This window comes from Dactylosporangium sp. CA-092794 (genome assembly GCF_050948465.1).
Lineage (GTDB): Bacteria > Actinomycetota > Actinomycetes > Mycobacteriales > Micromonosporaceae > Dactylosporangium.
Genome location: NZ_CP192044.1, coordinates 12,605,342 through 12,626,843 on the forward strand (window position 1 = coordinate 12,605,342; position 21,502 = coordinate 12,626,843).

At 66.6% G+C, this 21,502-nt stretch carries 16 protein-coding genes; 5 read left to right on the top strand and 11 right to left on the bottom strand.

Going from position 1 to position 21,502, the window contains the following annotated elements:
• Positions 1 to 1,033 precede the first annotated feature (1,033 nt).
• The 3 genes from ACQPXD_RS54625 to ACQPXD_RS54635 all read left to right on the top strand — a co-directional run bounded on the left by ACQPXD_RS54625 (position 1,034) and on the right by ACQPXD_RS54635 (position 7,008).
• The gene (locus ACQPXD_RS54625; RefSeq protein ID WP_432832870.1) at positions 1,034 to 4,951 is read left to right on the top strand and encodes a hypothetical protein; all 3,918 of its coding nucleotides are present in this window, start codon (positions 1,034 to 1,036) and stop codon (positions 4,949 to 4,951) included.
• 124 nt (positions 4,952 to 5,075) lie between these two features.
• Positions 5,076 to 6,053: a phytanoyl-CoA dioxygenase family protein gene (locus ACQPXD_RS54630; protein WP_432832872.1), complete on the top strand. Its 978-nt coding sequence runs from the start codon at positions 5,076 to 5,078 to the stop codon at positions 6,051 to 6,053.
• Positions 6,046 to 7,008, top strand: coding sequence for a TauD/TfdA family dioxygenase (locus ACQPXD_RS54635; protein WP_432832874.1), 963 nt, complete (start codon positions 6,046 to 6,048; stop codon positions 7,006 to 7,008). Before ACQPXD_RS54630 ends, ACQPXD_RS54635 begins: the two co-directional genes overlap by 8 nt.
• 34 nt (positions 7,009 to 7,042) lie before the next feature.
• On the opposite strand, the gene ACQPXD_RS54640 is transcribed toward ACQPXD_RS54635, so the two are convergent.
• The 10 genes from ACQPXD_RS54640 to ACQPXD_RS54685 form a co-directional block, all read right to left on the bottom strand.
• On the bottom strand, positions 7,043 to 8,194 hold the full coding sequence (locus tag ACQPXD_RS54640; protein WP_432832876.1) for a radical SAM protein: 1,152 nt from the start codon (positions 8,192 to 8,194) through the stop codon (positions 7,043 to 7,045).
• A 17-nt stretch (positions 8,195 to 8,211) separates the two neighbouring features.
• Complete coding sequence (locus tag ACQPXD_RS54645) at positions 8,212 to 9,060, bottom strand: metallophosphoesterase (protein ID WP_432832878.1); 849 nt, start codon at positions 9,058 to 9,060, stop codon at positions 8,212 to 8,214.
• An 83-nt stretch (positions 9,061 to 9,143) separates the two neighbouring features.
• Positions 9,144 to 9,788, bottom strand: a complete 645-nt coding sequence (locus ACQPXD_RS54650) for a class I SAM-dependent methyltransferase (RefSeq protein WP_432832880.1) — start codon at positions 9,786 to 9,788, stop codon at positions 9,144 to 9,146.
• On the bottom strand, positions 9,785 to 11,887 hold the full coding sequence (locus ACQPXD_RS54655) for a hypothetical protein (protein WP_432832882.1): 2,103 nt from the start codon (positions 11,885 to 11,887) through the stop codon (positions 9,785 to 9,787). Before ACQPXD_RS54655 ends, ACQPXD_RS54650 begins: the two co-directional genes overlap by 4 nt.
• On the bottom strand, positions 11,887 to 12,681 hold the full coding sequence (locus ACQPXD_RS54660; protein ID WP_432832884.1) for a class I SAM-dependent methyltransferase: 795 nt from the start codon (positions 12,679 to 12,681) through the stop codon (positions 11,887 to 11,889). Before ACQPXD_RS54660 ends, ACQPXD_RS54655 begins: the two co-directional genes overlap by 1 nt.
• Positions 12,678 to 13,757 (bottom strand): HAD family hydrolase, encoded by a 1,080-nt coding sequence (locus tag ACQPXD_RS54665; RefSeq protein ID WP_432832886.1) that lies wholly within the window; start codon positions 13,755 to 13,757, stop codon positions 12,678 to 12,680. The genes ACQPXD_RS54660 and ACQPXD_RS54665 overlap by 4 nt, the downstream gene beginning before the upstream one ends.
• On the bottom strand, positions 13,750 to 14,463 hold the full coding sequence (locus ACQPXD_RS54670; RefSeq protein ID WP_432832888.1) for an enolase C-terminal domain-like protein: 714 nt from the start codon (positions 14,461 to 14,463) through the stop codon (positions 13,750 to 13,752). The genes ACQPXD_RS54665 and ACQPXD_RS54670 overlap by 8 nt, the downstream gene beginning before the upstream one ends.
• Positions 14,464 to 14,840: 377 nt before the next feature.
• The gene (locus ACQPXD_RS54675) at positions 14,841 to 15,908 is read right to left on the bottom strand and encodes a hypothetical protein (RefSeq protein WP_432832890.1); all 1,068 of its coding nucleotides are present in this window, start codon (positions 15,906 to 15,908) and stop codon (positions 14,841 to 14,843) included.
• An 11-nt stretch (positions 15,909 to 15,919) separates the two neighbouring features.
• Positions 15,920 to 16,669 (bottom strand): hypothetical protein, encoded by a 750-nt coding sequence (locus ACQPXD_RS54680; RefSeq protein WP_432832892.1) that lies wholly within the window; start codon positions 16,667 to 16,669, stop codon positions 15,920 to 15,922.
• An 11-nt stretch (positions 16,670 to 16,680) separates the two neighbouring features.
• Positions 16,681 to 18,711: a B12-binding domain-containing radical SAM protein gene (locus ACQPXD_RS54685; protein WP_432832894.1), complete on the bottom strand. Its 2,031-nt coding sequence runs from the start codon at positions 18,709 to 18,711 to the stop codon at positions 16,681 to 16,683.
• Positions 18,712 to 19,289: 578 nt separating this feature from the next.
• Here ACQPXD_RS54685 and ACQPXD_RS54690 point away from each other — a divergent pair.
• Together ACQPXD_RS54690 and ACQPXD_RS54695 are read left to right on the top strand one after the other, a co-directional pair.
• The gene (locus tag ACQPXD_RS54690; protein ID WP_432832896.1) at positions 19,290 to 19,784 is read left to right on the top strand and encodes an HAD-IA family hydrolase; all 495 of its coding nucleotides are present in this window, start codon (positions 19,290 to 19,292) and stop codon (positions 19,782 to 19,784) included.
• A 65-nt stretch (positions 19,785 to 19,849) separates the two neighbouring features.
• Entirely contained in the window at positions 19,850 to 20,851 is a 1,002-nt protein-coding gene (locus tag ACQPXD_RS54695; protein ID WP_432832898.1) for a thymidylate synthase, read from the top strand.
• Here the strand turns inward: ACQPXD_RS54695 and ACQPXD_RS54700 are convergent.
• On the bottom strand, positions 20,835 to 21,497 hold the full coding sequence (locus ACQPXD_RS54700) for an L-threonylcarbamoyladenylate synthase (RefSeq protein ID WP_432832900.1): 663 nt from the start codon (positions 21,495 to 21,497) through the stop codon (positions 20,835 to 20,837). The two genes, ACQPXD_RS54695 and ACQPXD_RS54700, sit on opposite strands and share 17 nt — an antisense overlap.
• Positions 21,498 to 21,502 lie beyond the last annotated feature (5 nt).

Here is a 21,502-nt window from a genome sequence, read left to right on the forward strand (position 1 = left end):
GCGGTAAATCCGTGCAGCGTCTGGAACATCCGAGCACCCACGGAGCACCCAGGCCAACGCGCAATCGCCACAACCCCGCAGTCAGGTCACAACAACAGCGCCGATCTTCGAGCCACCGCCACTCCGGCACCGCCGCCCCGAGCCCACACGGTCAAACTGCAACACATTAACTCGCCCCACCATTCGTTCTGGTGCCGTTCCGACGGCGGCGAAGAAGGCCAGGAATTGGACGGTGAGCCCGTGGTGGACCACCAGCCTCTGCACCTGTACGCGCCGGTCCTAGACCTACAGGTCGGCGCGGTGTTCAGGATCGCCTGTTGGAGGGTGCGCCGGTCAGCGGCGGCGAGGAGCTTAAGGGGCTGGGAGCGCGTTCGATCTGCCGCGGCGCTGCACGAGCCGCATCAGAGCACGGCGGTTGGCGCGGACCTCGGCATCGATGAGCCGCTGTTGGCGCCGGGCGTGACGGCGTCGTCGACGGCCCAGAGGAGGCTCCACGTGGCGTCAGCAAGCAACACCCCGGCGGGTCTTCGTGCACAGGTTTGCGGAAGTCGCCGTGCAATGAAGAAGGCGGCGAGGCCATCGCCTCGCCGCCTCTGTGGATCATCGGGCCGTTACGACCTCGGCCGTCCAGGGTCGCGGAGGACCAGTGCGGTGGCCCGCAAGGCGGTAGCGCCTGCTCTGATGCACTCGGCGAAGCCGTCGTGCCCTGCCAGGTGGACGCCGACGCCCACGGCGTCGAGCAAGACGGCCGCGGCGGGCAGCAGCCGGCTGGCCAGCCTGCGAAGCTGGCCGGGCTCACGGTCCGCCGGTGGTTCGGGCGCGGAGATATCAGGGATGTGCGACATGGTGATGCCTTCCCGTTCAAGGTCTGCGGGTCGGCGGTTGGGGGCCCCTGCAACCGCTTGGCCTCGACGCTGCCCGTCCATTCGGCCACCTGGAACGGCGGATGGACGCGATGGACGATGGACGGGCTGTGCGGTCCCGTTCGGTTACGCTGGATCGACCTGATGCTGAGGGCGGAGCGGGAGGGCCGGTGTCCTCGGACGAACACGACCCGCCGGCCCCGTCGCTGATCGACCGACGGGTGCAGTTCGCGGAGCGGCTGGACACGGTCAGAAACGGACGGTCATTCGGGCAGATTGAGCTTAATGCGGACATCTCAAGTTCGACGGCGAATAACCTTGTGGACCGGGAGCGGGCTAAACGCGGGGTAATGCCCACCAAGGAGAAGGTGAAGCAGTTTCTGATCGGCTGCCGGCTGACCGAGGAGGAGCGGAAGCCGCTGCTCGCCGAGTACGACGACCTGTACCCCTCAGCGCCGACGGTTCCGGCGCCCAGACGGGAGACGGCGAAGCTGACCGCGCTGCGCAGGGTCAGCGACGAAGCCGTCGAGGAGATCGCCTTCGTCCTGCCGCAGGTGCCCGGGCGCACGGCCGGTGTGCGGCTCGACGATCACCTCTACGTCGCTCGCCAGGTCGAGGCCGGCTTGGTCCGCGACATCCAGGCACAGCTCGACACCGCCACCCGCGGAAGCGGAGCGCGGCCGCGGGCAACCGCGGTGCTCGGCGAGCCCGGCCACGGCAAGAGCTGCCTGCTGTGGTGGCTACACCGACGGTTCAGCGCCGACGCGGACGTTTTCCTGGTCCCCGCCGCCGCGCTCCACTCCCTTCAGACGGCTGGGCTGTTCGACGGGCTGCAGGAGGCAGCCTCGACCCGTCCGGTCGTCCTGCTGCTCGACACGGCTGACGCGCTACTGCACCACCGCCAGGACGTCCCCGGGTTCGTGCACTTGCTCGAACGGCTCAGCGAGCTGGGCATCCCCACGGTGCTGGCGAGCCGCGTGGTCGAGGCGGCCGTGCTGGAGCAGGAATACCGCGGCAATCTGAGCGCGCTGCTCAGCAAGCACGTGCTCGGGCCGTACACCGAGCAGGAATGGCCTGCGGCGGTCGATGCCTACGCCGCGATCTACTACCGACCGCCGGGCACGCCCGGACCACGACACGGCGGCGTGGCGCCCGTCGACCATCTCGCCGTCGACGCTGAAACCGTCCGTAGTGACATCGCCGCCGCGGTCGCCCGCGGGCTGCCGCTGTCGGAAGTCGTGATCCACCCGCTGGCGCTGCGGGTGTTGTTCGAGGTCTGCGCCCCGAACTCGCCGACGACCGAGGTCGACGTCGCCGACCTGCACGACCGGCTCTGGAAGAACCGCGTAGTCGAGAACCGGCGCGCCTACGCAGACGGCCCGGATGCCGCACCTGCCGCCGCGACCCAGAACCTGAGCCAGGTCGCGGAAGAACTCGGACTGGCGATGATCCGCATCGGGACGTTCTGGATCGATCACGACGATTGCGTCAAGCTGATCACACGCCGCCTGAACGAGTCTGCCGAGCACATCGAGGCGGACTTGGTCGAACTGCGCCGCCGTGACGTGATCCGCATGCGGGCGACGGCCGAGGGGACGGTGGTGTCGTTCTGGCACCAAACCATGGCCGAGCATGCGGCTGGGCGGGCCCTGGCTGCTTACGGCCCGGCGGGCCTCGAACTACTCGCGCAGCGGATCACCGCGTACCCCGACGACCTCCTGCTCGCCGAGGTTGCCGGGCACGCGTTCCGACGCCGGACCGACCCGGCCGTCCTGGGCCTGGATGAAGGCACCAGCCATCTCGCTGCGCTGCTGCGACACGACGACGCCTTCGTCCGCGTCACCGGGCTGAGGCTGTACGCGCAGCAGCGCGCCGCAGGCGCGGCGGTGGCCGGCGACGCGCATTTCGCGCTGGAACGGGCCGACACCTGGGAGATCCTGCAGTTCCTCGACGTACTCGGCGCGGTCCGCCGCACCGTCGACGACACGTGGCCCACCGATCTCGCCGTGGTGTGGAACCGAACGGTGATCACCGAGCGTCCGCGTCTGCTGGCGACACTGGCCAGGCTCGCGCACCAGCAACCGGGCGCGGTGCACCGGTTCCTCCGCCGCCATCGGGTGCTGCTCGACGACGACACGCCCCTGGATCCGACCGGTCTTCCCTCAGGAACAGAGCTGTCGCTTGTGCTCCGTCGCCTGCAGCACGCCGACCCGGCCGCTGGCCAACACCGCATCGAAGCGTTGTGGCGAGCCGCCAGAGCCAACCGCGACGGCGGATTGCTGCGCCATCTACTCGACGCGCTGCACGACCTACTCGCCGCCGGTCACCACGAGTTGGACGCGTACATCGCCGAAGTGCCGGGCCTCATCGGTGCGCTTGGGCAGCGCGACTGGACCGGCGGCGTCGAACAGATCATCGAGGCCGCATCCGGCGCCTGGTCGGCGTCGAGCGCCGCCCGACTCCCACCGGCACCGCAGGACCGCACGCAGATCTGGGCGTCCTGGGTACGCGTCCTCGACGGGGGAACGCTGACCCCCGCCGATCGGGTGCGCCTCCGCGGCCACGCACTGCAGCTTCGCGGCCACCCCGACGACGACGTGCGCGTGGCGCTGGACACGCTGCTGGCAACCCACCTGCCTGCCAGCTGGGACCACCTCGCCCGCTACGTCCTGGTGCCACTTCTCGGGCCAGGTGACGCGCCGGGAGTGCAGGCCGCCAGACGGTACTGCGCCACGCATCTGACCGCGACGACCGAGCCACTCATCCAGGCGCTCACTCAGCGAACCCGACACAGGTTGCCGTGCGACGTCATCGCCGCGTGCGTCCCAGCGCTGGCGTCTGCCGCGTGGCTGGAAGCGCCCTGGCCGATCGTGATCACCGCGCGGGCGGCGACCGGCGGCCATCCAGCTGCACGGGCGGCGCTGGACCACTGGCTCCACGACCCCGGTGACCTGCGCGACCGGGTGGGAGCCGACCGCGCCGCCCAGCTGCGTACGGAGGTGGCCAAGGACGTCGGCACCGCCACTGACATGCTCGACTGGCTGCTGCGTGACGCGCGGCGGGACGGCGATTTCAGCTCGATCGCCGACCTTTCCCAGCGCGGCGGTCCTGTATTCCGGCACCATGCTGACGCGCTTGGCGCGTTCGCCGCTGAACTCATCGAGGACGTTTCTGTCGACTGCCGCGCCGTCGGCTACCAGTTACTGACCGCACTGGTGATGCAGCGTCACGGTCCGGCGTTCGTCACACCCTCATGGCTGGTCGGCCAGATCGCGACCGAGCAGAACCACCGGGTGTTCCGAAAGCTCGCTGCGCTGGCCGAGGCAACCCTGTTGCGCACCCGGCAACCGAGCCCTCCCGAGCAACTAGACCCCGCGGTCGCCGCGCTGCGAGCCAGGATCGACGACGGTGACCGGTTCCTGGCGCAGCGACGGTGGTCGGCGACCGGCGACCGTGAACACGTGCTGGCCGGCGCGGATGCCCATCGCCTGCTCATCGTGCTACACGCCATGTTCGCCCCGATCGGTCCGGTGTCCTGGCCACAAACCAGCGCAGAACTACACCGGCTCGCCTTCGAACCGATCACGGCGCATCGCCCCCCAAACGACGCACCGCCCGCCGAATGGGCGAACAGGCTCGCGAGCCTCCCGCAACTCGCATGCCGACTCACCGACGCGGGGCGCGTAGCCGACGCCCTGGACCTGATGGACCGAGCCATCGGAGTGATCTTCAACAGCGACCCGAACCCACGCGCGAAATGGAAGAACGGCCACGCGAACACCTGGCGGCCATTTCTGCGCAAGCTCGTCCTCTCCGAACGCGATGATCTACCGGCACGCATCCACACCCTGGCCGCCCGCGACGAATACCTCGCACAGCACCTCATCGAGGTCGGCGGTCAGGAACTGGTCGACATCAGCGAGCAGCTCAAGCAACTGCGACTCAGTGAACTATCCCCCAGCCTGTCGTCGTATGTGCGCCGGACCGCCGTGTGGGCAGGGCGCAAAGGCATCGGTGAGACGTGGCCGGACCTCTACACCCTGCTCCATGCCATCCACAACACCGGCGCCCTGGACGAGAGCCCGTAACCCTTCTGCGCCATCAGTTCAAGGGCTGTCGTACATGCGTGTCCGGACCGTAGGCTAGCTGGCGACAAAGCCGTAGAAGAGCATGGTCGGCAAGCGCGGTCGTTGATCAGGAAGGCTCATTCAGGTGTTGGACCGGACAGGGTTTGACCTGACTGAATCCGAGTGCGGACGGTTGCCGTCTGAAGAAGACGTTCAGTTCTACGAGGAACACGGCTGGTTCGTTGCGCCACGGCTGTTCGATGAGGCGGATGTCGCCGAGGCGATCACAGCCGTCAAAGCGCACCAGGGGGGTCGGCGTGACGCCGCCGCGCCGACCGCCCTCAACCTGATCGATGACTGGCGGGAAGGCTCGTCCTATCGCATCCGACTCAACGACTACGTGGCGTTGACCAATGAACGACTCGCCGCGCTGCTACGCCGCCCATTGATCGCGGCCGTCGCTGCCCGGCTAGCCCGCACCGAGGAGATCAGGCTCTGGCAAAGCGGCATCGTCTATAAGGAACCACTGGTGGACGGCGCTGCGGTGACCATCGGGTGGCACACCGACCGGGCCTACTGGCGTTCCTGCACATCGACCAGGATGCTTACAGCCTGGATTGCGCTCCAGGACTGCGATGATCTCATGGGTCCGGTGACGATGATCGACGGTAGTCATCTATGGCCAGATACTGAAGCGGTGCGCGCGGTGCGGTACGGCCGCACCTTCCTCGGCACGGATTCGGCGGAGTTGCGTAGGCGCCTTGCCCGCACCGGCATGCCTGTCACGACTGTACCGATGAACCTTCGCAAGGGCCAGGTCAGTTTCCACAACTGCTTGACCGTCCACGGGAGTGGTCCCAATCTCAGCGAGCGCCCGCGGATCGGCCTCACGGCCCATTTTCAGGATGGCGAAAATCGGTATCAGCGTGCGTACGACGAGTCGGGAACGCTTCAGACGCATAACAACGACCTGGCCTGCCGCAAGCTGCCCAACGGCGACGTCGACTACAGCGATCCGGATATCTGCCCCGTGTTGTGGCGGACGACCAATGCGCGAACTCCGGTCGCTGCTCGACACACTTTGAATGTGTCGACCAACCATCAGGAGCCGCAACGTGAGTAATGCGAACCCGCGTCGATGGAGCGGGCCGGCACTGAACGCCGATGGCTCATATCTCGTAACGCTAGAACCGGCTGAGATCGGTCAGCTGGCAAAGAAGCTGCCCGAACGGTTCACGGCTCCCCGCGACGAGGCCAGTTCCGATCTCTATCGCGGTGAGGCTACCGCGTCGCTCAGCGACCTCGCGAAACGCATTCGGGAGCAGGTCACGGCTGGCTGCGGCCTTGCCATCTTGACTGGGAAGGGTCTGGATACGCTGACCGATGGGCAGCTGACCTTCATGCTCTATGGATTGTCGTTGGTCCTGGGCCGCCCGATGGCGCAGAATCCGGCGGGAGATCGGATCGTGTCGGTACGCGACGAGCATCCGGCCGATCCACAGGCACGCGGCTACCGGACCAATAAGGATCTGTTGATGCACACGGACGCCGCCGACGTGGCTGGCCTGTTGTGCCTCAACCAGGGTTCGGTCGGCGGTGGCAATGCGTTCGCCAGCGCTGAGATGGTTCACGATGTGCTGACCGACGAAGCCCCCGAGTTGCTGCACGAGTACTACCAGTTGTGGGAGTGGGATTTGCGAGGGCTGCATCGCGAGGGTGCGCGGCCTACGCTGTCGTCGCCGATCTTCAGCTTCTACGCCGGTCGGCTCAGCTGCCGTTACGCCTCGCTGCTGCTGCGGCAGGGTGCGGCACGTGCCGGTGGTGAGCTGAGTGCGGCGCAGGTCGCTGCGCTGGATCGGTTCGAGGAGGTGGCGCGGCGCCCACAATTGCAGGTGACCCGCACGTTGGGCCGGGGCGAGAGCATGTGGTTCGACAACTACGGCATCCTGCACGGACGCGAAGCGTTCGCCGATGAGGCGGCTTCGGGCCGCGTCCGGCACCTCTTGCGGAGCTGGGTCTGGTTGCATGACGGGCCGCTGTTGGCGCCGAGTTTTGCTTCCCCCCGTGAGGTGTACTGACGTCGGATCCGGACCGCTCGGACCTTGCTAGCCATTATGAGCGAACGGTGCGTCCCGGCACGAGTTCAGCCGAGGCGAACTGCTTTTCGAACGTGCGCAGCTCGGTGCCGCACACTCGGGCGCAAACCTTCAGCCGACCATCGGCGATACTTGAGCGCTTCCAACTGTGTTCGACGGCGGCGATCAGCTCGCTTTCCACCGCACGCCGAAGACCGACTATTCGAGCATTGATGGCATCGAACCCGCCGTGAGCCAGGACCAGCCTTTCCATCTGGCGATCCGCTGGGCTGTTCCCGCCGTACACCGCTGGCAGCGTGGCCGCCGTGTATGACTGGCAGCATGGAAAAACGTATCCCTGAGCGCCGAGGTAGATACTGCGCTCGCCCTTGACCCGGCAGTCGATCACCGTGGTGTCGAGCATCCGGTCCAGGCCCTGTGCTGAATGGCGGAGCAGCTCCACCGCGACGGCGCTGCCGTTGCGCAACGCGAGGTCGCTGGGCGGTTCGAGCAGGCCGATCACCTGGCCACGGTGTGAATGGATCGGGAACCGATCAGTATCCGGTGCGCCGTCGAGCTCCGGTACGTACTCCATCGCGGCGCGGACGAACCGTCCGCTCTTCTTCGGCTGGAACTCGACAAAGCCCAGTTCCTGGCTGAAAGCTCGAGCCTGCTCGATTTGGTGCTCGTTGTGTCTGAAGATCAGGAAGTCCCATTGCGCCTCGCCGCCTGCCTCAATGAACGCACGGGCGTTGGCGATGACTTGATCGAAGCGGACATTGCGGCGGTATACGCCGTTGACCTCGCCAATGCCGTCGATGCCGAACACGACGCGGGCCGGACGGCCGAGTGCCTGCGCCAGCCTGGTCCACCACGGTGGCCGATGGATGCCCCCGTTGGTGTACAGCACCATCCGGCAGGCCGGGCCGCCGCGCCGGACATACTCGACGATTTTGAGAATATCCGGTGCGAGGACTGGCTCGCCGTATGCGCCACAGAAGTCCACGCCGACGAGCCTGCCGAGGAATTCGGCGTCGAGCAAACGCCGTATGTCCTCTATAGATAGGTCGGTCAGACGCAGTCCGGGGGACGTGGCGCCGTTCATGTTGCGCGGACACATCGGGCAGGCCGCGTTGCACCGGGTTGACGGCTCGATGTGGACGTGGCGGATCTCGTCGTATCGGTACATGGAGTCTCCGTTCGGGTCTACGTCGCGGTCCGCTCGTCTCGGCTGCGCGGGAACGGCGCGGACAGCTCATCGTCGAGGAGGTTGAGGACCACGGCGTTGTCCGCCATCGTGGCAGTCTTCGCCAGCCCGGTGACTGCGCACGCCGTGCCGTCGTCAAAGTCGATCACTGCGTCGTAGCGGATGTGGTAATGCCCGTGGAGCAGGCGCCGGGGTCGGACTCGACGCACCACGTCAAGAAGGCGCTGGCGGTGCCGCGCCTCGATCACCAGCTCGTCGTACAGCTCTTTGGGCTGGCCGGGCTCAGCGTCGCAGATGCCAGGCATCGAGATCCCGGCGGGGCAGTCATGGGTAACCATGTAGTCGGTGGTGCCGCCAGATGCCGCCAGGTGCGCTTGGCCGTCAGTTATCTGTTCTTCCGACCACCAGTCGACCATTGGCGTACGTTTCGGTCGATCGATGGAGTGTGCCCCGCCTAGCGCGAGCCAGCGCTGGCCGTGCCACGTCCAGCGGAAGCCGCGCGGCAGATGGTAGAGCCGCGGCCGGACCACTCTCAGCCCATCGGCTCTGATCGGATAGCCGAGTAGCTGTGGATGGTCCTCGTGGTTGCCGTCGATGAACAGCAGCGATGCGTCAGCGCGAAGCAGGCTGTCCGCTACAGCGTCGAGGAACGCAGCACCGGCTCGGCCGGGCCACACGCTGAAGTCGCCGAGTTGTACGACAATTCGGGTACCAGTCGGCCCGGCTGGGGCTCGTTCGATGAGCGCCGACGCGAAGTCCGCCTCGCCGTGCCAGTCGCCGGCGATGGTGACCAATGTGGGGTCGCGGAGCGGCTGCAGATCGAGTCGGGCGTCATCGGCGAGCAGCACCTCGTCTCGCTCCAGTCGGCATGGTTCGGCTGCGACCTTGTCTGTGGCTGCGGACCAGCCGGGGCTGGTCATGCTCGGGGTGCTCATGCGACCCGCTGGGCGAGGAGCGCGCCGTAGTTGTGGTGGTGCCACTCCTCCTGTCCGTAATGGCTTTCGCCGATGAGCCCCACGCCCTCGTTATGGATCAGTCGCCAAGGCGGTTCCGGAAAGAACGGTTGCAGGTCCTCCGGCTGCGGGTATAGATCGATTCCGCGCTCCATCTCGGTGACCGGCAGCAGGTAGTCGGCGAACAGATAGCCGCCGGACGCGACGAGACGCTGCATGACCGCGAGCACTCCGGACAGCCCGTGCTCCAGGTTGCGGTTGTATGCCCAGGAGCCGCTGGTCAGCACGAAGTCGAAGGTGCGGTCGGTGCGCCAGCGCATGAAGTCGGTCTCGATGAGCTCGCAACGGTCGAGCAGGCCGGTCCGGTCCAGATTCGACCGCAGTCCACGTAACGTCACCGTTTCGCCGCGGTATCGGATTTCGCCGCCGTCCAGCATGATTGGGTCAACGTCGACGCAGGTCACCTGGCATCCGGCACCGGCCAACGGAATCACGAACTTGCCGTCCGAGCAGCCCAGTACGCATGCTGTCGTGCCGGCTAGGTCGCGGTCGCCGAGTTCATCGGCGAGCAGCGGGAAGCTCGTGTACAGGTCGGCCCAGAAGCTTTCGGGGTAGGTTCTCATCTGGCCTCCAGGAGGGGTTGTACCTGCAGGGGTGGGCAGTCAAAGGGCAGAACGCCGGTAAGGTCTTTCGCCTGGAGAAGCCGGCGCTCCAGGTGTCGTCGGTGCTCATCGAGCAGTTCGGCCGGGATGGGTGCGCCTTCGTCGCGGAGCGCCTCCAGCAGCGAGATCCGGTCCAGGCGGTTGGCCTGCAGCGTCTCCCACGCGGTCGGCGCGTACTGCTCGGCGTAGCCGTGCACCGGAAACAGCCGGTTCAGTGGCTGCCAGAGCGCCGTGGTGAGGTGGTGGGCTGCGGCACTCGTCGCTCCGATCAGTGGGTCGGTACCCAGCCGAGCGGCGAGGCGCGACAGCGCACCCGCGGCAGGCGCGACGTCAACGACTGCGAGCACCTCTACTCCAAGTCCTGCCTGGGCTGCGATAGCCGCCGCACCAACCGCCTCAGTGGCGCACACGTCCCCGATCACGACCAGCGTTGCCGACGGCGGCGGCATGCCCGCCACTCGGTAGCTGATTACCGGGCCGCCTGGGTCTGGCAGGTCAAGTAGCCGCTGCTTGGAGCAGACTATTAATGCGACGCCGCTCCGACGACGGTCGGCGAGCGCGGCCATCCGTCGGCCCGCCGATGCGGCTCCCACTGGGTACACCACGCTCACCTGAGGAATCGGGCGGGCGAGTAGCACGCCGGTGAGGTCGGTGTTCTGGTGGGTCGGCGCATTTGCCCAGCCGAGGCTGGTGGCAAGCACGGTGAATGGCGGGATGGGCCGTGCTGGTCGGGCGTGGATCATCTTGGCATATTGGGCGACCAGGCTCGCCGCGATCGGCGCGAACGCCTCGTAGGTGGCAAATACTGCTGGTCGGCCGGCTTCCACGCATCCCCACAGCCACGCGGCGCAGGTCTCCTCCGCCAACACCTCCACCACCGTCCCAGCACGGAGGCACTCCTGCAGGCCGTTGGAGTCGGCCTCGTCCGGGCTGAACACGACCAGAGGTCGCACCGCCAGCTCCGCGTCGACGGCAGACATGGGTTGACGCCAGGCGCGACCTGCCGTGCGTCGACCGGGCCCTGCGATAGCCGGCGCGGGAGGTCGCAGGGCCTCAGGCGCCAAGGTCTGATCGGGCAGCGTGAGGGCGACCCGACGAGCGAGCCGGACGACGTCGTCGATCGGCTCGCCGGTGGGTTTGAGCAGTCCGTCCGGTTCGAGGCAGGCGAACCACGCCGCCACGTCGGACGGGCGCGCGCCGCCCTGTCGCACCATGGGGGGAGCCTTGTGAGCGGCGTGACCGCGGTAGCGGTGCCCATCGATGAGCTCTGGTGCTGGCCACCCCTTTTCGGTCACGCTCACCCAAGCGACGCGACGCCCGGCGAGGCAGCTGGCGAGTACGGCAGCGGCGGCCGAAGATGCCTCAGTAAGGTCGGCGCCGGACTGCACCACCTCGTAACCGAAGCCGTGCAGGATCCGCCGCAGGGTCGTAGGCTGCAACCTCGCCGGGCCGCCCATCCTCGCGCCGTTGGCGTTGACGATCGGAAGCCACGGAGCCCCGCCCCGCTTGAGCAGCACGTCGGCGTGGGCCAATGCAGCGAGCGCCGCTGGAGTCTCACATTCGCCGTCGCCGACCACGCATGCCACCAGTGGCGCCGCGTCTCCGGCCGCCAGGCCCTGGCTGACCGCGAGTGCTGGGCCAAGTTCACCGCCGGTGTAGGGCACGCCGGGCTGGCAGATCCATTCCGACGGATCGCCGCCGGGTTGGCCGTACCGAGCGGTGGCCGCGCTGATCGCCGTGGCGCTCGTGCGTTCGCGTACGGCCTCGTGGGCGAAACGGAACGACGATGCGTGGCCGGTGCCGACCACCATCAGCAACGCGCGTTCGTCAGCCCAGTGCGCGGCGAGATGGGCGGTAACCCAGGCGATGCCGGGATTGCAGCCCCAATGTCCGACGACTCGAGTGCGTTGTGCCGTTCCGGGCGGCGGCCACGTGGTTCCCAGGAGGTGGCTTGTGGTGACGGCGCACACAACGCGCCAGTATCGTTCGGCGCGTCGGGCCGCATCGGTGGACGTCTGGTCGGGCAACGCCGACGCGGTGATGCCGATGGAAGTGTCCATTACCGTGGCTTGTGTCCGATGACGCAATGGAACCGCAGTGTTTCTGTGTAGATGCCGGACGGATCGTGGTTGCGCAGCGCTTCTTGCATGTCCGACTCGAAGCTCTCGATTCGGTCGCCGAGCACGGATTTGGACGCGAATGAGGTGGAGTACAGATATCCCAGGAAGTCCTCGACCGTCCACGTGTGGCTCACCGGGAATGTGGTGTCGGTGACCTGGACGAACCCGATTGCGCGCAGGACGTCCTCGTGGCGCCCATGTCCGACGTCGAACGTTCCGGTCCCGGCTCGCCGGCGTTCGCCCAGCCAGCGTTGGATTACCGAGACGGCGACGCGCTGCCACTCTTCCGTGCCGTTCCAGGTGCTGTTGACGCCTGCAATCGCGATGGCGCCGCCAGGGCGTAGCCACCGCAGTGCACGGGCGCCGACCAGGCGGCGGTCCATCCAGTGGAATGAGGCACCCGCCGTGACGAGGTTGAACGCCTCATCTGGCGCGGTGAAGGCTTCGGCAGTCGTGACCTGCCATTCGATGGTGTCCCGGCCCGCCCGCCGGGCCTTGGCTCGGCCGTGGCGCACCATGTCGGCCGAGGGATCTACGGCCACAGATTCGTCCATGTCGGCGCTAAGAGGAATGACCAGTTCTCCGGTGCCGCAACCGAGATCAAGCAGCCGGAGGGGCCGGCCGGGCGCCGCCTGGGCCGCCAGCGTGGCGAACAGGGCGGGTGGGTACGGCGGCCGATGACGCGCGTAGTACTCGACCGTTCCGGCGAACAACTCCTCGGCAGCTACTTTCACAGGTTCCTCCCGGCCGGTCGTCGCGCTTCAAGGAAGCTGACGACGTTGTCGATCCGTATCCTTCGCACCTCGGCATCCCGCGCCTCGCGAACCATGGAGACCAGATGCCGCAATTCAAGTTCGGACAGTCCGTCGGTGGACAGGTGACGCTGGACCAAGGTCTCTCGAAGGTCGGCGGGCATGGTGCCGCTGCGGAGATCAGCGACCGCGCCGAGCCACACCAGTGCCCCACCATCAATGGCCCGTGGCAGCAGTAACGCCGGCGGCAGATCTCGGCGGCGTACGAGCGTCGTGGCCACCGGCCGATGGCCGTGCATCGAGGCCCGGACCCGGCGCCGAGTCACTGTCAACACCGACGCGGCGAGGTGCGGCGCTGCCATGATGTGCTGGCCGGCCCAGCGGGCGCATCGACCCGCGACCAGGCCGACGACCTCGTCGGGCGCTTCGGTCGCCGCGGCGATCCAGCCTGCGATCTCGCCCAGCGACGGGCCGTCGCGGTGGTGAACGGCGGTGCAGTAGCCCTCCCCAGTCGGGACTTCACCGTCAGCGCGCGGGTTGTCACCCACCACGAGCGCGGCCCTGGGGTCGATGCCGTACTCCGACCGGACCTGCCGCCAGAATGCGGGGTCCTGCTTCACGACACCGAGGTGTGCTGACGAGATCGTCATGGTGAGCCGGCTGGCGATGGGGGTGGGGAGCTCAGCACTCCACAGGGCGGCGTTGGTGACAGCCACTACCCGCCATCCGGTCTGCGTCGCATGTTCTAGCAGCGACTGTGCGCCGGGCAGCATGCGTGCCTGTCCTTCCGGCTGTCGCAGCGCCTCCAGCAGAGCCGCCGCGGCCGAGGCCGCCAGCCGCAGAGTTGTGGCAGCCCGCTCGGCGGCTGCCGATCGATCCAACCCGGTCATCAGGCAAGCGGTCAGGAGGTTCCTGACCGTGGGGTCGGTGGTGTCCACTCCGTGCTGGGTGAGGACCTCGAGCGAGCGGGCGAACGGGCCCGGCCTGCTGCGTTTGATCAGCGTGTCGCCGATGTCCACCAGGAGGGTCTTGATCGGTTTGTGCGGTTGGCTATCCATCGGCGAGATCCGTTCGGAGGGGTCCGGCCCAGCCGGGCAGTTCCGGCACGCCGAATTGTCCATCAAGCCCCGGTAGTAGCGGGGATCCGAGGTGCACCTGCCGACGCGGTTCGAGGAGCAGGTGGTGTTCAACCAAGGCGATCGGGTCGCCAGCGATCGCGGCGTGAATCGCGGGAATGAGGCCACCACCGTGTGGGTAGGTCGGGAGTTCCATCTTCGCCGCGCGGGCGGCGATCGCGCGCAGCGCTGTGAACCCTCCGCAGAACACCGCATCCGGCTGCCAGACGTCGATTCCAGCGGCAAGGAGCACGGCGGTCTCATCGACGTTGTAGCAGTGTTCGCCGGCTGCGACGGGCGCCGGGCGGGGGTGCCGATCAAGCTCGGTCAACGCTCCCGGCGGGGCTGGTTCCTCGATGAAGGCCAGTTCGAGTTCGAGCGCCCCTGCGTATCGCAGGGCGGACCGGGTCGGCCAGACGCCGCCGAAGTCGAGTGCGACTGCGGCCGGGCCGGCCGCCTGCGCCGCCCGCAGCGCAGGACCGTTGGTTCTACTCAGCGTACGGACTGGACGCCACTTCTGGATTGGCCACACCTGTCTGACCTCCGAGATCACCTGCGGTGCACGGACGTGGTCGAGGCGCATGCCGAAGCAGGTCGCATATGCTGGGACGTGCCGGCCGGTCGGCTGGGCGGTGATCAGGCGCCACACCGGTAATCCGTGACGGTGCCCGAGCAAGTCCCAGCAGGCTAGTTCGAATGCTCCGACGCTCACGCCGTGCGCCCCTGTGTGGGCGTGCCGGGTCTTCCGCCGCAGTTGCTGGGCGCATTGCTCTGGGCTCCCGCGCATTCGACCTGGCAACCGCTGGGCCAGCCGGCGTAGGCGGCTGGCGACGTCTTGACCCACCGGTCCCCACCAGCCAATTCGGCGTCCTTCGCGGACACCGACGAGCCAACCCTCAACACGCTTGGACGACGCCGCGAACCGAACCCCGGAGAAGAACCGTGACGGTTCCGGTGGTGCGGCTCGGAAGGGCCGGGTCAGTACCTCGTCAATGGCCAGGCCAAGGTCGTGCAGGCGTCGCATGATCAGACTCGAGGACCGCTGACCGGACCACCTGCGTACGACGAGTACCACAGCGGACGGTAGTTCTCCCATGATCTCGGCGCGAGGCCCCGACCGGCGAACGCTCCCTCTACCTCGGTGCGCACTTGCAGGTAGTACTCTAGAGGCTCCGCCTGGGCGTCCCGGGCCGCGCGCATGTACTGGTTGTGCGCCTGGAAAACTTGAATGCGCGGGAAGGTCGTAGCGTGCCCGGCCAGCCGTCGCAGGCCGGCAACTGTCGCATCGATCGGATCGAGGCCGGCAACGTAGGTGAAGTCGGCTTGCATCCCGAGATCGGCGCAGTCGTCCATGATCCGGCACGCGTCGTCCAGCGTGAGCGATGCTTTGGTGTCCTTCAGCAGCAGATTGCGTCGTGTGAAGCATTCCAAGGTCAGTGTGAGGTGGAACGGTGCCGTCTGTCCCGCCAATTGTTCAAGATCGTCCCGGTTGCGGATCACTGACGAGAGCAGGTGCAGGCGGCCGGTGAAGCCGTACCGGGCGGCGGCGCGGCGTACCGCGACCATATGGGCGATGGCGGCGGCAGGAGTCTGGAAACACCCGGTGCAGACGGTGATGACCTCGACGCCGGATAGGTCGGGCCAGCCGTTGTCTGCCTGCACCCATTCCAGAAGGTCGGCGAGCTGTCGTTCGGTCTTGAGCGTCGCGTCGGCTGCGTCCTCTAGGACGTTAGGGCAGAACAGGCACCCTGTGCAGATGGACCTGGAGTGTGTGTTGAGCGTCAGCGAACGTCCGCCCGCACGCAGATAGGTCAGCACAACATCGTCATTCTCTAACCCCACGAGTTCGGCGACCGGTTCACCGCCAAGCCTCAGGCCCTGCTCGTCCAGCAGGAACGGCGAGTGGGGGTTGTCCAGTGGAAGGATGACCTGCCACACCTCGTCGGAGTCAAGCGGTCGCAGTTGCATCCGTGCCCGCGGGTAGGGCAGGTCGGTGCGCGCGCCAGCTGCATTAGCGGCGATCAACAGGGCATCTAGCTGCGGCGTCGAATAGGCGTCCGCAGCCCGCAGCACGTCCTTGAGGTTTGCGATCATGTGAGCATCTCCTACACGCCTACGCCTGCTTGGTCGACGGCTGAGTCTGCTGCCTGTCGCGCGCCACCGGGCGCGCCGGGCGGCCGCGCTGGAGCCGGGTCAAATGTCACCGCGCCGATGTCAGCGAAGTCACCCCGCGGGCTGATGTCTGCTTGGCGGAGCACCGCCTTGCGAAGGAACAGCGCTGCGTCCACCTGGGATACAAAGTGCCGGTAGGTCTGTTCCTGATCACCCGGGTTGATGTGCCGTACCGTCAGCGTGCCTGTAGAAAAGCTGCAGGTACGAGGCACCGACTGACGGATCTCCTCGATCAACCGGTGGATGTCCGCCACGAACTCGTCGTATCCCCGGCCGGCAGCAGCAATGATCACCTCATCGCCGCCGAAGGTGCCGCACAGCGCGAAGGGCCAAGTTGAGAACGTCCGCTCGGCCCATTGCCGGGTCGCCGACCCGAGCGCCTGCATGCATGCGTTGCCGGCGAGGTGCCCAAAACACGTGGGGTCCTCGGCACGCCGTTGGCTGACGTATTCCTTGAGATCGTCGACGTCACCGATGGCGAGGTGGACCGGGGCTGGCACGAGTTGAGGCAGTTGCTCGGTCAAGTAGTTGGCGAAGCTTGGGTATGCGATAAGTCCGGTAAGCGGATCGCACCAGAGCACGACCGGTTCACCATCCGGGCCCGGTACAGGCATTGACATCATCGACAGGTGCGGGCGCGGCGCCGGAGCCATCGTTGGCAAAGCAGCGAGTTCGTCGATCACTTGGTGGCCGTTCACTGTACCGCCTCCAGAGCATGCGCAATTGAGCCCGCCAGCGACGTCGGGCACCGCTGTAGATCACCGTGCGCAGACCTCTCGCCGCCCAGCGTTTGTGATGGTCCGCCCTGAACAGGTGTTGCGGAGGCCGGGCTTGGTTCGCGGTCGGTGGCCTCGGAGTAGCCGCCGCGGTTGTCAGTTCCGCCGTGCCGCCCGCCGCCCCAGCGAGATCGGGTCAGTCGATGGATGTGCCACACATCGTCTTCGTCGAGCAGGCGCGACACGACGTCCGGATATGCCTCTTCGAAGAAGACGTACGGCGCCCGATTGCTGCGGTCGATGGAGTGGTAGTCGATCGAGTCTTGCATCCCGTGTCGGGCGGTGATCTCCGTGGCCGGGTGGTAGGTGAGGATGTTTGCGCTGGCAAGATCGAGGAGACCGTCGTCGAGGAGGCGACCGACGTTCTCAACAGTCTCCTCAATGGTGTGCCGAGTTTCCCCGTCGAGACCGAACAGCACGGACGTACCGGTCCGGATTCCCGCAGCCTTTACCGTCGCTAGTGCTGCTCGAACCTTGTCGCCCCACGGCGGCCCGTGCTGTTGGTGCAGGTTCTTGTGAATGCCGGACATGACGGTGGCGGACATACTCTCGAGGCCGAGGTACACGTAGCTACAGCCTGCATCCTTCGCCGCCACGAGCATCCGCTCAATTGTCGAACCGCGGTGGACGGTTGTGAGCAGGTCCACCGTGAGTTGCATGCCCCAGCTGAGGCCGCGAAGCCGGTCGATGTCGTCAGGATCGCGCAGCCACGCACGGCATTGCGGTGGAAGGTCCGCCCCACAGGACCTGCGCCCCGTGCTCAGCAGCTGAGAAAAATCGGTCATTGCGGCAAAGTTGCCGGCCCAGAAGACCGGATCGTCGACGAAGATCGCCTCGGCTCCGTAATGGATGTAGCGGCAGACCCGGGCGACGGACGGGACGACGTCAGCACCACCCAACCGCCGCAGCGAACCGGTAACTCTCGCGCTCTCCGAACAGAACGAGCAGCGATACGGGCACGATACGGCAGTCATCAGATGCGCAGTGCGGCGCGCTCGACCGTCGACGCCGCCGAAGATCGGAAACCGGGAACGGATCGTGAACGCGTCGTACGGGGCCGGGAGATCCGCCAGATCGTACGGCGGGCCGGTGATCGGAAAGGCGTTTACCCGCCCACGTTCAAGCGCGACGATGACGGCGGAACCTGCCGGTCGTTCACCGGCGACACCTGCTTTATGCAGTGCCGCCACGGTGCCAGCCACGCTCGGTGTGCATCCGTCGTCCATGGCACGGCAGATCGCCCGCATAAGCAGGTCTACGGTGTACGCGCCGTCTCCGCTGACCACGAAGTCCACCGCAGGCTCCGCCCGCCGTTCGATGATGGCCGCAACGGTGCTGCTGTATGCGTACATCACCCGACCGGTCATCGGCGCATAGCGGACTGTCTCGTCCGCGTGGCGTCCGCCGAGGATTACGACACACTGCGGAAGCTCCTGCTTGGCTATGGCAGCCATATGCAGTCCGTACCGGTGCGCGGCGGACACGCTGCTGATCAGTAGCACGTGCGGTCGACGTCGGCGCAGGGTGGCCCGAAACTGCTGCTGGGTCTCCTCGGTCCAAACCCGAGGATCGAAGACGTTGAGGTCGGAGTTGCGCTCAACGTCTCCGTCTAGCGGACGGATCCCGTCGTCGGGGGCGGCGAGGCGGTACGCCTTCGATGGCGGCGGTCCCCAGTCTGGCTGTGGACCGGGGCCGGAATGAGACCGGCTAACGGTCAGCGCCAGCGCCGAGTACAGACACATTGGGTCGCCCGGGTAGGCGAGTTCGTTGTCCGGCGACGTAATCACCGGCGCCAAGGCGGCGAGCACCGGAAAGGTAGTAGTGGCATGCGTCCGTCGCAGGGCGACGCGATCGAGTTCGTCTGGGCCGCACGCCGCGAGACCGGTCGAGCCTCGGTTCGCTGCGGGAGCGGTGAAGCAGGTATGCGTGCGATAGACAGCATCGTTCACGCTAGTAGACCCCCGACTGCGTTCCAAGCTGTTTGTTGCAGCTCTGAAGACGCCGCGCTATGCGCGCTACGCCGCAACGACAGCAGACTCGATCACGGAAGGTACAGGTTCCGACACTAGCAGCCACCGATCGCTCGGACAATAGACCTAAGACGATGGAATACCGGCACCTTGCGCGCTAGTCTCTTGCGAACTGTGCCCGGCGTCCGCTGGTCGTCGCTGGCCGGCGAATGCCTTGACGTCACCGAGCGGAGGCCGTCATGTCCATTGTGGAACCGGTGGCTACGTGGATTGGGGCGTCTGTTCAGGCACGGCCATCGGCCAGTGCAGAGCAAGGGGAAGCTGGCTGCTCCAACTCGTATTCGTTAGATCACCACGCCCTGGCGAGAGGTTTGGCCCGCGACCCTGACGAGCGACCCGTCGCCCTGCTCGTCGACTACGCTGGCGTGCTGACATGTCCGTTGACCGATGGTCACGAAGGTTGGTGCGTCAGCGAGGGCCTCGATCGATCTGCGCTGGACAACGTGCTACACGGTTGGGCGAGTGTCCCGCCTCCAGGTGGAAGTCCAGTTCACCTCGTGGAGACCGGCGTACTGGCGCCCACGGACTTCGAAGAGTTGCTGGCCAACCAACTCCTCGACCACCAGGGACGCCGCGTAGAAGCGACTGGCCTACTGGCCAGGATCTTCTCATTCTTCAAGCCCGATCCGATCATGATCGGGGTTGTCCACCGGGTAAGGAAGGCCGGTTGGGCAACTGCGCTGATCACGAACTCGTGGGGCGCCGCTCGCCCGTGGGAGGATATGGAAGGGCTGTTTGACGCCGTCCTGGTCTCGTGCGACTTGGGGGTACGCAAACCGGAGCCCGGCATCTACCTATCGGCTGCGGACGCCCTTGGGACTCAGCCCGACCGTTGCGTGTTCATCGACGACCATCCCGCCAATGTGTCCGCTGCGGAGCGGGTCGGCATGCGCGGGATACGACATCTCAACGCGGCGACCACCGTGGCCATTCTTGCCGCAGTGTTCCTGGAGCGGCCTGCCGACCCGCCGACCCGGGGCGGACCACTATGAACGAGACGTATCGCGGCACGGGCGGCCCACTGCGTGCGACCAGAGCCGCGGAGTTGGTCCGAGGCGTGGTCCGCGACGTCGCCGCCCACGGTTCACTGCGCTTCTCGGACAACGGTCTCGAGGTTCGCGAACTGTTGTCCGTCAATACGGTGTTGACGGAACCACGCGCCCGTCTTATGCGCTCCTCGAGTCACCCACATGTGTTCAACCCTGGCCTCGCGGTGGCCCGGTTCTTCTACCTGCTGTCTGGTTCTCACGATCTCGACGCCATCGCGTTTTACTCGCCGGCCGCAGCGAGATTTACGGACGACGGCCTCACGATGCCGGGCGGCGCCCATGGGTTCCGCCTGTTCTACCCAGGCTCATCCACCGACCAGTTCGAAGGTGTGCTGAACGCCCTCAACGACCACCCTGAGCGCAACCGCGCGGTCGTGTCCTTTTACCACCCGCAAGACTGCGGCAGTGCGACAGCAGACCTTACCTGCGTCATGGGCGCGATGTTCAGCTGCAAGGAAGGGAGGCTCGAAATCCTGGTCAACATGCGGGCCAATGACGCATTCCGCCTACTATGGCACGACATGTTCGAGTTCTCCATGCTCGGCGAATACATCGCCCGCCTTTGCGGCTTCGAACTCGGCGCCTATTACCACTCCAGTTTCGTCATGATGCTCATCGGACGCTCCGCCTACGAGGCTGTTGAGGAGTTGACCGGCGAGACCGACGAGGCACCTTTGATGGCTCCCATGCCGCGAGTCACAACGGCCAGCCGCGCCCAGTTGGTTCGGATCGAACGGCGCATCCGATCCCTCGTGGGACACCAGCCGTTCGGCGAGTTCACCACCCTGCTCAAGACACTCGCCCAGGAGGTTGAGCCGTACTGGGCTGATCTGTTCACAAGCGTGTCAGTGCAGGGCCGGATGGTACGCCAAGATCCGGCGACAGCAGCCTGGGAACTGTCGCAGCTTGCCGTGCCCGACGGCTATGTCGTGTCGAGGGAGACGATACAAAACTCGCTCAAGATCGCCCGCCATCGTGCGGCGGGCCCGTTGATCAGCCGACCCCAGTGAACTCCATGCCCGCCTCGCCTAGGACGGCGGCGACCGACCGGGTTCGAACCATGCCCTCCCGCCGCAGCACCGCACCGGCGTCCGTGCAGTCAACGATCGTCATGTCGACCGGGTGAGGACAGACACCCCCGTCCACGACCACCGCTATGTCGGCTCCCGACCGGTCGACGAACTGCCGCACTTCGTTGACCGTTACCGCGGGCACGGAACCGGGCAAGTCTCCGTCCGGACACAGGTTGACCGACGTCGCCGCTAGCGGCCCGGACAGCAACCGCGACAGCTCTCCGAGTGCCCCACCTGGCATCGCGACTAATGCTGGCGAGCCCACGGACGTCATGCGGCGCCTGTCATCGTCGTGTTGCCACGGCAGCAGCAATGCTAGATCACCGGGCCAAAATGCCTCAGCAAGCAGACCAGCCACCGGGCTAAGGGTGAACAACCGCCGAACCGTCTCCGTCGAGGGCGCAGCAAGCAGCAGCGACCGGCTTTCAGGCCGGCGTTTGGCCAGAAAGATGCGCTCTGCCACCTCGGGGAAGTCGGCCCGCCCGCACAACATGTACCACCGGCTGGTCGGCACTATGACCACACCGCCAGCGTCAACGGCGGTCGCCGCAGCGCCGAGGTCGGCCAGGGGAACCACCTGCACGACGA

Excerpts from the sequence above, each read along its gene's own strand:
- ACQPXD_RS54640 (WP_432832876.1), bottom strand. The coding sequence starts at position 8,194 with ATGTACCGATACGACGAGATCCGCCACGTCCACATCGAGCCGTCAACC.
- ACQPXD_RS54650 (WP_432832880.1), bottom strand. The coding sequence starts at position 9,788 with ATGAGAACCTACCCCGAAAGCTTCTGGGCCGACCTGTACACGAGCTTC.
- ACQPXD_RS54655 (WP_432832882.1), bottom strand. The coding sequence starts at position 11,887 with ATGGACACTTCCATCGGCATCACCGCGTCGGCGTTGCCCGACCAGACG.
- ACQPXD_RS54665 (WP_432832886.1), bottom strand. The coding sequence starts at position 13,757 with ATGGATAGCCAACCGCACAAACCGATCAAGACCCTCCTGGTGGACATC.
- ACQPXD_RS54675 (WP_432832890.1), bottom strand. The coding sequence starts at position 15,908 with ATGATCGCAAACCTCAAGGACGTGCTGCGGGCTGCGGACGCCTATTCG.